This is a genomic window from Amycolatopsis sp. GA6-003 (genome assembly GCF_046267895.1).
Classification (GTDB): Bacteria; Actinomycetota; Actinomycetes; order Mycobacteriales; family Pseudonocardiaceae; genus Amycolatopsis.
In genome coordinates, this window is the sequence record NZ_CP176499.1 from 6,850,125 (window position 1) to 6,862,473 (window position 12,349).

Genomic DNA, 12,349 nt, shown 5'->3' on the forward strand with positions numbered 1-12,349 from the left:
CGCGGAGGAGTGTTCAGTGAGTAGCGAGGCCTACATCTACGAGGCGTTGCGCACGCCCCGGGGCAAGAACAAGGGCGGTGCCCTGCACGGCACCAAGCCGGTCGACCTGGTGGTCGGCCTCATCCAGGAGCTGAAGGTCCGCCACCCGAACCTCGATCCGCAGGCGATCGACGACATCGTGCTCGGCGTCGTGTCCCCGGTGGGCGAACAGGGCGCGGACATCGCGCGCACCGCGGCGCTCGTCGCGGGCCTGCCGCAGACGGTCGCGGGCGTGCAGCTCAACCGGTTCTGCGCGTCCGGCCTGGAGGCCACGAACGTCGCGGCGCAGAAGGTCCGCTCCGGCTGGGACCAGCTGGTCATCGCGGGCGGCGTGGAGTCGATGTCGCGCGTGCCGATGGGTTCCGACGGCGGCGCGCTGTTCATGGACCCGGCCACCGCCTACGACCACTACATCGCGCCGCAGGGCATCGGCGCGGACCTCATCGCAACGATGGAGGGCTTCACCCGCGAGGACGTCGACGCCTTCGCGGTCCGCTCGCAGGAGAAGGCCGAGGCGGCCTGGTCCGGCGGTTACTTCGCCAAGTCCGTGGTGCCGGTGAAGGACATGAACGGCGTCACGATCCTCGACCACGACGAGCACCGCCGTCCGGGGACCACGCTGGAGGGGCTGGCGAAGCTCAAGCCGGCCTTCACCACGATCGGCGAGATGGGCGGGTTCGACGCCGTCGCGCTCCAGAAGTACCACCAGGTCGAGAAGATCGACCACGTGCACACCGGCGGCAACTCGTCCGGCATCGTCGACGGGTCGGCCATCGTCCTGGTCGGCTCCGAGCAGGCGGGCAAGACCTTCGGCCTCACGCCGCGGGCGCGCATCGTCGCCACCGCCTCGATCGGGTCCGAGCCCACGATCATGCTGACCGGTCCGACGCCGGCCACCGAGAAGGTGCTGAAGACCGCGGGCCTGACCCCGGACGACATCGACCTGTGGGAGCTCAACGAGGCGTTCGCGTCCGTCGTGCTCAAGTGGCAGAAGGACCTGCGCCTTCCGGACGAGAAGATCAACGTCAACGGCGGCGCGATCGCCATGGGCCACCCGCTCGGCGCCACCGGCGCGATGCTGGTCGGCACCGTGGTCGACGAGCTGGAACGCCGTCAGGCGCGCCGGGCGCTGGTGACCTTGTGCATCGGCGGCGGCATGGGTGTCGCGACCATCATCGAGCGGGTGTGAGGACCGAGATGACCGAGAGCAAGACCATCCGCTGGGACAAGGATTCCGACGGCATCGTCACGCTGACCCTGGACGACCCGGACCAGTCGGCGAACACGATGAACCAGGCCTTCCGCGAGTCGCTCGCCGCGACCGTGGACCGGCTGGAGGCGGAGAAGGACGACATCACCGGTGTCGTGCTCACCTCGGCGAAGAAGACCTTCTTCGCCGGCGGCGACCTGCGCGACCTGATCCAGGCGAAGCCGGAGCACGCGGCCGAGATCACCGCGTCCAGCACCGCGATGAAGGGCCAGCTGCGCCGGCTCGAGCAGCTCGGCAAGCCGGTCGTCGCGGCCATCAACGGCGCGGCGCTCGGCGGCGGCCTCGAAATCGCGCTCGCGACGCACCACCGCATCGCGGCCGACGTCAAGGGCAGCCAGATCGGCCTTCCCGAGGTCACCCTGGGCCTGCTGCCCGGCGGCGGCGGCGTGGTCCGCACCGTGCGGCTGCTCGGCATCCAGAACGCGCTGCTGAACGTGCTGCTGCAGGGCCAGCGGATGAAGCCGCGCAAGGCGCTCGAAGTGGGCCTGGTGCACGAGGTCGTGGACACCGTCGAGGAGCTGGTGCCCGCCGCGAAGGCGTGGATCAAGGCCAACCCCGAGGGCGGCGTGCAGCCGTGGGACGTCAAGGGCTACAAGATCCCGGGCGGCACCCCGTCGAACCCGAGCTTCGCGGCGAACCTGCCCGCGTTCCCGGCGAACCTGCGCAAGCAGCTCAAGGGCGCGCCGATGCCCGCGCCGCGCGCGATCCTCGCCGCCGCGATCGAGGGCGCGCAGGTCGACTTCGACACCGCGATCCTGGTCGAGACGCGCTACTTCGTGAGCCTGGCCGTCGGGCAGGTCTCGAAGAACATGACCAAGGCGTTCTTCTTCGACCTGCAGACGATCAACTCCGGCGGTTCGCGTCCGGACGGGTTCGAGAAGTACACCGCGAAGAAGGTCGGCGTGCTCGGCGCCGGGATGATGGGCGCGGCGATCGCCTACGTGTCCGCGAAGGCGGGCATCGACGTGGTGCTCAAGGACGTCTCGCAGGAGGCGGCCGAGAAGGGCAAGGGCTACGCGGTCAAGCTCGAGGAGAAGGCGCTCTCGCGCGGCAAGACCACGAAGGAGAAGTCGGACGCGCTGCTGGCGCGGATCAAGCCGACCGCCGACCCGGCCGACTTCGCGGGCGTCGACTTCGTCATCGAGGCCGTGTTCGAGAGCGTCGAGCTGAAGCACAAGGTGTTCGGCGAGATCGAGAACATCGTCAACGCGGACGCGGTGCTGGGTTCCAACACCTCGACGCTGCCGATCACCACCCTCGCCGAGGGCGTTCAGCGGACCGAGGACTTCATCGGGATCCACTTCTTCTCGCCGGTGGACAAGATGCCGCTGGTCGAGATCATCTGCGGCGAGAAGACGTCGCCCGCCACGCTGGCGAAGGTCTTCGACTACACGCTGCAGATCCGCAAGACCCCGATCGTGGTCAACGACAGCCGCGGCTTCTTCACCTCGCGGGTCATCGGCACCTTCATCAACGAGGCGGTCGCCGCGCTGGGCGAGGGCGTCGAGCCGGCGTCGATCGAGCAGGCGGGTTCGCAGGCCGGCTACCCGGCCCCGCCGCTGCAGCTGATGGACGAGCTGACCCTGACGCTGCCGCGCAAGATCCGCGCGGAAACCCGCGCCGCGATCGAGGCCGAGGGCGGCACCTGGACGCCGCACGCGTCCGAGGCCGTCATCGACACGATGATCGACAAGTACGACCGCAAGGGCCGCAGCACCGGGGCGGGCTTCTACGAGTACGACGAGAACGGCAAGCGCACCGGCCTGTGGCCGGGCCTGCGCGAGGCGTTCAACTCGGGTTCGGCGGACGTGCCGTTCGAGGACCTCAAGGAGCGCATGCTCTTCGCCGAAGCGCTGGAAACGGTGAAATGCTTCGACGAGGGCGTCCTGACCTCGGTCGCGGACGCCAACATCGGGTCCATCTTCGGCATCGGCTTCCCAGCCTGGACCGGCGGCGTGATCCAGTACATCAACCAGTACGAGGGCGGCCTGCAGGGCTTCGTGGACCGCGCCCGAGAACTGGCCGCGCGCTACGGCAGCCACTTCGAGCCGCCGCAGTCGCTGGTGGAGAAGGCCGCCAAGGGCGAGATCTACGAATAAAGATCTGTGGTGGCGGGGCCGCTTCGGGATTTCCCGGGGCGGCCCCGTTTTTCGTGGAGGGGGGATGGCGGCCGACACACCGAACCGACCACCAGGTTCCACAACACCCGCTGAGGGACGGACCGTGATCCGAGCCGAGAGCCGGGCTCGGCTTCCTGGAATATTCGGGGTTGGCTACCGCTTGCTCGTCATCGGAAGCGGTGGGCACGTCCTCGGCACGCGGCGGATGCGGGGAACGATCGCGCGACAGGCGGACAATTAATTCTCTATTTCCGAAGTGATGATCTACGATTTTCGTAGCAAGGCGGAAAATTGATCAACCGGCGTGGAGAAACCCGTTGCTGAGCGCAACCACGTTTCCAGCGAATGGCTGAACCCGCCGTCACTCGAACAGTCGCAAGCCGCTCGCGGAAAACCGGGAAACCTTGCCATGTCGGCATAATTCCGGGACCCCTCCCCTCCGGAGCGTGGTTTACTTCGGCATGGACCAGACGGTGGCCGTCGCGAGGGAGCAGCTCGCGTTCGCTGGGGCGGATCGGCTCGTCAAGCTGATCGGGGCGCTTTATCAGCGGCCCCGCGTCGGCGACCGGCCGCGGGAATTGCAGGGCAACGGGGAATGGCAGCGCGGTTATCACCAGGAGCGCGCCGAGCGGCGCGGACTGCCCATGGTGTGCCTCGTCGGCGACGCGCGCGAAGGGGTGCTCGAAGAGCTGGCCTCCCGGTTGCGGAACGCGAAGCCGGCGGGCACGGTGCGTTCGGCCTACCTCTCGCTCGCCAAACGGGCGGATACCGACAAGCCGGGCGAGGCGACCGAGGAGAGCGTCGAGGCGGTGCGCGAGATTCTTCGGCAGGTCCGCAACACTCTCGTCAGCAACTCCCGTACGCGGGAAAGCCGATTGCGGTTCCGGCTGTTCACGCTGGTCGACCAGCTCATGGCGAAGCAGTTCTCGCCGGGCGAATCCGATCCTGAGCGAGTCCTGCTGCGCGAACTGCAGGAAAACAATCTCCTGGTCCGTTTCCGCGGAGCCATCGACAGCGCCAGCCGCGAGCTGGTGCCGCAGCATCCGGCCTGGCGGTTTCCGTTGCTGCTCTTGCGATTGCTGACGTTCGTCGTCTTCCGCGTCGCCGTCACCGGGCGCGTGCCGGGGCTGTCCGGCCGGTACCGCTGGTTCCTGCGCCAGCCGCACCTCGCGCCGGAGATGTCCGGCAGCTTCGTGCGCTTCGCGATGCGTCTCACCCACGGCGAATGGCAGAACGAATCACCCCAGTATGTCGCGCGGTTGCTGGTCAACTCGTTCCTGGAGGACCTGCGCCGGGAGTACCGGCTGCGGCCGTGGCAGTTCTGGCGGCGGCGCCGGATGACCTACCCGGTGCTGCTGCTCGACGAGGTCGGCCCGGCCAACGGCGGCTACCGGCTGCTGGAGCTGATCAACGAGGTCCGCAACCAGGTCGGTCTCTTCGATCCGCTGCTCGTGGTGAGCGCGAGCCAGGGTCCCCCGCCGGACGCCGAGCCGAGCGAGGAGCGGCCGAAGTTCCATGCCGTCGAGGCTGCCATCGCGTACCAGGCGTGGCAGAACCTGCTCGGAGCCGACCGGCGCGCCCGGCGCCCCACCGCGTGGTACCTGCCGATCTGCCTCGACCCGCCGCGGACGGAGGACGAAAAAACCGGGGTGCGCAAGGGAATGCTGACCCTTGGCGAGCACTACGACCTCTCCGGCGGACGCGCGGCGTGGTGGACGACGCGCTGGGTCCGGGCCGGGGTGCCCGCGGTGGTGCTCGCGCTGGTCGCCGGGTTCGCCGTCGTGCGCTATCAGTCCTTTCTGGACAGTCACTGCGGCACCTCGAGCGAGTGGCTGACCCGGGTGGACGACCAGTGCGTCGGGGTGTCCGACGGCACCTTCACACTGTTCTCCCCGCTCGACAAGGAGGGAACGATCCAGCAGGTCGAAGCGGTGGTCGCGGATCAGAACCGGCGGGCCGAGGAACTGCACCAGCAGCATCCGGAACGGCCGTACATCACGCTGGTCGACCTGGAGGCGCTGACGTCGTCGAACGGCACCGCCGAAGGGCTCACCGCGGAACGGGAATCGCTGGAAGGCTTCGCGGTCGCCCAGTCGCGGCAACTCAACGCGACCGCCGCGGCCGAGCCGATCGTGCGCATGCTGATCGCCAACGGCGGCAAGGAAATGCTCCAAGGCGCGGCGGTCGCCAGGACGCTGCTGGAGATGGCGAAACAGGACCCCAGCATCGTCGGCGTGGTCGGCCTGGACATGAGCAGCGAGCCGACCGCCAACACGATCCGCGCGCTCGGCGACGCGGGCATCCCGGTGGTCGCCGCGACGCTCACGGCAGACCAGCTCGCGGACCAGAACCCGATCTACTTCCAGGTCGCGCCGCAAAACCGCCGGGAAGCAGCGGTGGCCGCGGCGTTCGCCGCCGAGCGTCCCGGTCCTCGCTCGCTCCGCGTCTACTACTCCGACGACGACACCGATTTCTACAGTCCCAACCTTCGCGACAACCTGCTGAAAGCCTTCAAGGACAAGGGTTTCGCGGTCGAAGCACGCGCGTTCGCCCCGGACGAAGGGCAAACTGCGAGGCCCGCGCACCTCCGGTACGGCGACCGGCTCGTGGGCAACGCGGGCGCTGCCGGGCGGGACAGCTGCTCCTACGACGGATACGCGTTCTTCGCCGGCCGAGGCGTCCCCGATTTCGGAGCGTTCCTGACCGGAGCCGCGCAGTGCGGCAGCACCGCGACGATCATCGGCGATGACGACGTCGCGCGTTTCGTCGCTGATTCCGTCGCGAGGGAAGACCATCGCGCGCTGCCGTACTACTATTTCGCGCTCGCGAACGCACCTGCCACGCCTGCGAAAGGCCTCGCGCGCGACTTCTACGCCACGCTCAACGCCAAGTTCGCCTTCGAGCGCACCGAAAAAGGCCGATCGTTCGACGGCCACGCGGCACTGTCCTACGACGCCGCGCTGGTGATGATCACCGCGACCGCGTACCTGCGGGAGACGTCGTCGAAAATCCCGGTAACGCCCGGCGCGGTATGGCGCGAGATCGCCGCGATCCACACCTCGCGGCCGGATGCCAACCAGACCAACAAATACATCGAGGGAGTCAGCGGAACCATCGACTACGGGGGAGACATCGGCAGGCACGTCCCGCAGGACAAACCGCTCGCGGTACTGCGCGTCCAAGGCGGCGAGGTAGACCCGGAACTCCAGGGCTTCTGCGGCAAGGCAGTCTCCCGAGCCCCGGACCCGTGGTGCCCGGCGGACGGCTGAGGCCCGGCTGTAACAGTTTCCCGCGGATTCTCGACCTCCTCGCATTGGATCGCGAGGAGGTGCCGCGTGTTGCGAAAACTGGGGATGGCGTTGGCTGCGGGCGTTCTGGTCGCCGGATGCGGAGCGGCCCCGGCCGGGACCGCGCCGTCGGCGGTCACCAGCGAGTATTCGCCGCCGCCGAGTACCTACAGCGCGCCGGAAACGTCGGCGACGCTGACGACACCGCCGACGTCGATCGCGGTCCCGGTGACCACGCCGCCGGTCGCACCGCTGGTCGCGCCGCCAACTACGGCGGCCAAACCCAAGACCGTCCCGCGGAGCACGACGCCGAAGGCCGACGTGCCGGACCAGGCCGCGCCGGATCCGGGTCCCGCCGAATGCGGTGCCGACTACTACCGCAACTCCTCGGGAAACTGCGTCCACCGCCCCGACTCGAACCCCTCCGGGGCGACCGCCCAGTGCAACGACGGCACCTACAGCTACAGCCAGCACCGCTCCGGAACCTGCTCCCGACACGGCGGCGTCAAGCAATGGCTCTGACCCAGCCCGGCATTGGGCCAAACGGACCACCCCGTTAAGTCGGATCCATCACGAACCCTCCGTTCCGCTCCTCCCGACCGGTAGCGTGCGAATCCGGTACGGCATACGGGACGGGGGACGTGGTGGCGCGGGCGGGTTCGGGGCCGATCATCGTGGTGCTCGCCTCGTGCGGGCTGGTCGCTTCGTTCATGCAGACGCTGGTCATCCCGTTGATCCCGGCGTTTCCGCGGCTCCTGCACACCACGCCGACGGACGCGTCGTGGGTCGTTACCGTCACGCTGCTCGCCGCGGCGGTGTGTACGCCGGTCGCCGGGCGGCTCGGGGATCTTTACGGCAAGCGGCGCGTGCTGCTCATCAGCCTGGCGGTGCTGATCGCCGGATCCGTCGTCTCGGCGCTGACCAGTTCGCTCGCGCTGATGATCGTCGGCCGCGGGCTGCAGGGCTGTGCGATGGGCGTCATCCCGCTCGGCATCAGCATCATGCGCGACGAACTGCCGCCGGAACGCGTCAGCGGCGCGATTTCGCTGATGAGCGCGACGCTCGGCGTCGGCGGCGCGATCGGGTTGCCGGTCGCGGCGATCGTGGCCCAGCACGCGGACTGGCACGTCCTGTTCTGGGGCGCGGCCGGGCTCGGCCTCGGCTGTGCGCTGCTGATCCTGCGGTTCGTGCCGGAATCGCCGGTCCGCACGCCGGCGCCGTTCGATTTCCTCGGCACGCTCGGGTTGATCGTCGGCCTCACCAGCCTTTTGCTGCCAATCGTGAAGGGCGGCGAGTGGGGCTGGGGGAGTCCGGCGACGCTCGGGTTCGCCGCGACCGCCGTGGTCGTTCTCGCGGCTTGGGGCTGGTACCAGCTGCGTCGCCGGGACCCGCTGGTCGATCTGCGCGTTTCGGCGCGGCGGCCGGTGTTGTTCACGAACCTCGCGTCGGTTCTGGTCGGCTTCGCGATGTACGCGATGTCCTTGTCGTTCCCGCAGTTGCTGCAGGCGCCATCGGCGACCGGTTACGGGCTCGGGCTCAGCATGGTGGAAGCCGGGCTGTGCCTCGCGCCGAACGGCCTGGTCATGATGGCGTTGTCGCCGGTTTCCGCGCGGCTGACCAACCGCTACGGTGCGCGCGTCACGCTCATGACCGGGGCCATCGTGATCGCGGTCGGCTATGTCTTCGCGATTTTCCTGATGGCCAACGCGGTCGAGCTGATCATCGCGTCGGTGATCATCGGGGCCGGCGTCGGAATCGCGTACGCCGCGATGCCCGCGCTGATCATGAGCGCGGTGCCGGTCACCGAAACGGCGTCGGCGAACGGGCTCAACTCGCTCATGCGGTCCGTCGGAACCTCGACGTCCAGCGCCGTGATGGCCACGATGCTCGCCCACCTGACGATCACCGTCGGCTCGTTCACCGTGCCGTCGCTCGCCGGTTTCCGTGCCACGTTCGCGGTCGCCGCGGCCGCGGCGGTGGCCGGGCTGGCGTTGACCGCGGTGGTGCCGCGGTTCCGTGTCGCCAGCCCGGAACTCGCCCGGGTCTAGAGCAGCGGCGGAACGGCCGCGTCGATCAGGTGCGGCCCCGGCTCGGCGACCGCGCGCCGGAACTGCTCGGCCAGCTCCTCCGCGGTCGTCGCGCGGGTCGCCGGAACGCCCATGCCCTCGGCGATCTTCACGAAATCCAGGTCCGGACGGCCGATGTCCAGCAGGTCCTTCGCCTTCGGCCCGTCCCCGGACGCACCGACGCGCTGCAGTTCCATCCGCAGGATCGCGTACGCGTTGTTGTTGAGCACCACCGTGGTCACGTCGAGGTTCTCGCGCGCTTGCGTCCACAGCGCGGAGATCGTGTACATCGCGCTGCCGTCGGATTCGAGGTTGATCACGGGCCGTCGCGGAGCCGCGATCGCCGCGCCGACGGCCACCGGCATTCCGTAGCCGATCGCGCCGCCGGTCAGGGTCAGCACGTCGTGCCGCGGCGCGCCCGCCGTCGCGGCGGGAAGCAGGAGACCGGACGTGTTCGCCTCGTCCACGATGATCGCGTTCTCCGGCAGCAGCGCGCCGATCACGTCGACCCAGTTCTGCACGGTGAGCGGGCCGCTCGGAAGCTCCGGCCGTCCGGCCTCCTGCAACACCGGTTCGGCGTCCGCGGCGACCAACGCGGCGACCGCTTCGAGCGCGGCCGGGACGTCCTGGCCGACGGTCGCGAGGACGTGGACCTCCGCGCCTTCCGGGGTCAGCTCGCTCGGCATGCCGGGGTAGGCGAAGAACGACACCGGGGCCTTCGTGCCCGCGACGATCAGGTGCTTGATGCCGTCCAGCTGGTACTTGGCCTGCTCGGCGAGATATCCCAGCCGTTCGATGTTCGGCAGGCCGGCGCCGCGCTCCAGCCGCGCCGGGAAGGTCTCGGCGAGCGCCTTGACCCCGGTCGCGGCGGCGATCCGGCTGGTCGCGCGCAAACCGGCTTCGCGGCAAGCGGATCCGCCGATCAGCAACGCCGCCGGCTCGCCGCTGCGCAGTACGTCCGCGATCCGCTGCACGGTCGTCGCGTCGACCGTCTGCGGCACGCGCGGCGGAATCGGCTCGCAGGTTTCGCCGCCCTCGCCCCACGACGCGTCGGCGGGGAGGATCAGCGTCGCGACCCGGCCCGGTGCGTCCTGCGCGGCCGCGACCGCCGCCGCGGCGTCCGCGCCGACGTCCTTCGTGTGCCCGGACCGGCGCACCCAGCCTTCGAGCGAGCCCGCGATGGCGTCGATGTCCGACTCCAGCGGGGCGTCGTACTGCTTGTGATAGGTGGCGTGGTCGCCGATCACGTTGACCACCGGCGTGTGCGCGCGCCGCGCGTTGTGCAGGTTCGCCAGGCCGTTCCCCAGCCCGGGGCCGAGGTGCAGCAGCGTCGCGGCGGGCTTGCCGGCGATCCGCGCGTACCCGTCCGCGGCCCCGGTCACGACGCCTTCGAACAGCGCGAGCACGCCGCGCATCTCCGGCACCGAATCGAGCGCGGCGACGAAGTGCATTTCCGACGTGCCGGGGTTGGAGAAGCACACGTCGACCCCGCTGTCGACGAGCGTGCGGATGAGGGACTGGGCGCCGTTGAGCGTGCTCACTGTGCTCACTTTCCGGTTTGCGCGAACAGAACGCCGGGGTTCAGGATCCCGGCCGGGTCGAAGCTTTCCTTGACGCGGCGCAGCAGGTCGAGCTTCGCCGGGTCTTCGAGTTTGGCGTAGTACTTGGTCTTGGTGCGGCCGAGGCCGTGCTCGCCGGAAATCGCGCCGCCCAGTTCGTAGGCGTAGCCGAAAATGTCGGTGAGCAGCTGCGAGCGCGTGTCCGGGTCCTTGCAGAAGATCGCCAGGTGGACGTTGCCGTCGCCGGCGTGCCCGCAGCCGATCGCGCCGCCGCCGGCGGCCATCGCCAGCTCGCGGGCTTTGGCCAGGAACTGCGGCATCGCAGTCCGCGGCACCACCACGTCGATCACGTCGTCCGCGCCCGCGGCTTTGGCGTTCCAGAAGGCTTTTTCGCGGGCTTCGATGAGCTTGCGGGCGGCACCGCCTTCGAGCACGTACGCGTCGATCGCGCCCAGTTCGACCAGCAGTTCGCCGAGCGATTCGACGTCCTCGCCGAGCCGGTCGGCCACCCGGTTTTCCAGCGCCACGGCGAGATACGCCTGGGTCCGGTCGCGGATTTCCGCCGGGACGCCCAGTTCGAGCTTGTCGTTGTAGACCATCGCGGCCATCGTCAGGTTGTCGATGTACTCGAGGATCTGCGGGGCGAGACCGCTCGCGGCGATCTTCGGCACCGCGGCCATGACCTGGTCGAAATCGTCGAACGGGGCCAGCACCGTCGCGCCGTGCGGCAGCCGGGGCTGCAGCTTCACGGTCACCTCGGTCACCAGCGCGAGCGTGCCCTCGGAGCCGATGATCAGCTGGGTGAGGTCGTAACCGCTGGAAATCTTCGACATCCGGCCGCCGGTGCGGATGATCTCGCCGGTCGCGAGCACCGCCTGCAGGCCGGAGACGTTGCCGCGGGTGATGCCGTAGCGGATCGCGCGCATGCCGCCGGCGTTGGTGCCGACGGTGCCGCCGACGCTCGCGCTCAGCTCGCCGGGATAAACCGGGTAGGTGAGGCCGTGCTCGGCGGTCTTCGCGTCGAGTTCGGCCAGCGTGACACCCGGTTGGACCACGGCGACGTGGTTGCCGGTGTCGATTTCGAGCACCGAGTTCATCCGCTCGAACGAGACGAGCAGGCCGCCCTCGACCGGACGCGCCGCGGCGGACAGGCCGCTGCCGGATCCGCGCGCGGTCACCGGGATGCCCTCGGCGGCGGCGATCTTCACCAGCTCGGAGACTTCTTCGGCGGTGGCCGGTTTCGCGACGTACGCCGGTTTCTGACCGGGCGTGCTGAGCGCTTCGTCGTGCGCGTAGTCGTCGGAAATCGCGTCACCGGTCAGCAGGTTTCCCGGTCCGACGGCACCTGCCAGCTGTGTTGCGATCTCGCTCATGCCACTCCCTCGTGCGCGCGTGCTTCGTGGCCGCAGCCTAGCCGTTCTGGTACGGGACTGGCCATGAATAGTTTTCACGTTAGCCGACGCGGGCACGAAAAAGGCCACGCCGCGCGCGTGGCCAGGAAGGGGGAGAACCCAAGCAGGGACCGGCCCGCGCCAACAGGCCGGCCCCTGGGTTAATCCTCGGTGCCGGTCAGACGAGCCAGCCGAGCACGTGCGCCAGGTGCGCGAGCAGACCCGAGATCAGGTCGTGGCCGTGGTGCACGTGCTGGGTGAACATCTGCATTGAGGGGCTCCTTGTTCGGATTGTTCTTTCTTGGTGCTCTCGCGAGGAGCCAACGCAGATTTCCACCGCCGGACTCGCGGTGTCAAAACGCCGATTTCCCTGTGCTGGCAAGAAATCGGCGGCCGGGGAATCTTCCCATGTTAAACATGTAAGGCTTTCGGGTTTGCCGCCGGGGGTGCACTGTGGACTCTTCGCCACGGTTCGTAGCGAACCCCGGCTCCGCTCACCCTCGGTAGCAGAAGCGCGCTGCGGCAACCGGGCGGAGCCGCCCCTCGAACCGGTGAATGCGAAACCACGATTGGTGAGTTCCCGAGGTTCACACCGCCGGGTGATCATCAAGGCTGGA

7 protein-coding genes are annotated in these 12,349 nt (G+C 69.0%); 5 read left to right on the forward strand and 2 right to left on the reverse strand.

All coding sequences use genetic code 11. The features are described 5' to 3' along the window. Positions 1 to 16: 16 nt before the first annotated feature. From F9C12_RS31070 to F9C12_RS31090, 5 genes are all read left to right on the forward strand, one after another. Positions 17 to 1,228 carry an acetyl-CoA C-acetyltransferase gene (locus F9C12_RS31070; protein WP_409462720.1) on the forward strand — a complete coding sequence of 404 codons (1,212 nt, stop codon included), beginning with the start codon at positions 17 to 19 and terminating at the stop codon, positions 1,226 to 1,228. Positions 1,229 to 1,236: 8 nt separating this feature from the next. Next, on the forward strand, positions 1,237 to 3,408 hold the full coding sequence (locus F9C12_RS31075; protein WP_409462721.1) for a 3-hydroxyacyl-CoA dehydrogenase NAD-binding domain-containing protein: 2,172 nt from the start codon (positions 1,237 to 1,239) through the stop codon (positions 3,406 to 3,408). Between the two features lie 467 nt (positions 3,409 to 3,875). After that, the gene (locus F9C12_RS31080; RefSeq protein ID WP_409462722.1) at positions 3,876 to 6,698 is read left to right on the forward strand and encodes an ABC transporter substrate-binding protein; all 2,823 of its coding nucleotides are present in this window, start codon (positions 3,876 to 3,878) and stop codon (positions 6,696 to 6,698) included. A gap of 66 nt (positions 6,699 to 6,764) precedes the next feature. Continuing rightward, positions 6,765 to 7,238 carry a DUF3761 domain-containing protein gene (locus tag F9C12_RS31085; RefSeq protein ID WP_409462723.1) on the forward strand — a complete coding sequence of 158 codons (474 nt, stop codon included), beginning with the start codon at positions 6,765 to 6,767 and terminating at the stop codon, positions 7,236 to 7,238. Positions 7,239 to 7,360: 122 nt separating this feature from the next. Further along, positions 7,361 to 8,764: an MFS transporter gene (locus F9C12_RS31090; protein WP_409467104.1), complete on the forward strand. Its 1,404-nt coding sequence runs from the start codon at positions 7,361 to 7,363 to the stop codon at positions 8,762 to 8,764. Here the strand turns inward: F9C12_RS31090 and F9C12_RS31095 are convergent. Continuing rightward, positions 8,761 to 10,323: an acetolactate synthase large subunit gene (locus F9C12_RS31095; RefSeq protein WP_409462724.1), complete on the reverse strand. Its 1,563-nt coding sequence runs from the start codon at positions 10,321 to 10,323 to the stop codon at positions 8,761 to 8,763. The genes F9C12_RS31090 and F9C12_RS31095 overlap by 4 nt on opposite strands. Before the next feature lie 5 nt (positions 10,324 to 10,328). Next, a complete protein-coding gene (locus F9C12_RS31100; protein WP_409462725.1) occupies positions 10,329 to 11,714 on the reverse strand; it encodes an FAD-binding oxidoreductase in 1,386 nt (461 codons plus the stop codon). Between the last annotated feature and the right edge of the window lie 635 nt (positions 11,715 to 12,349).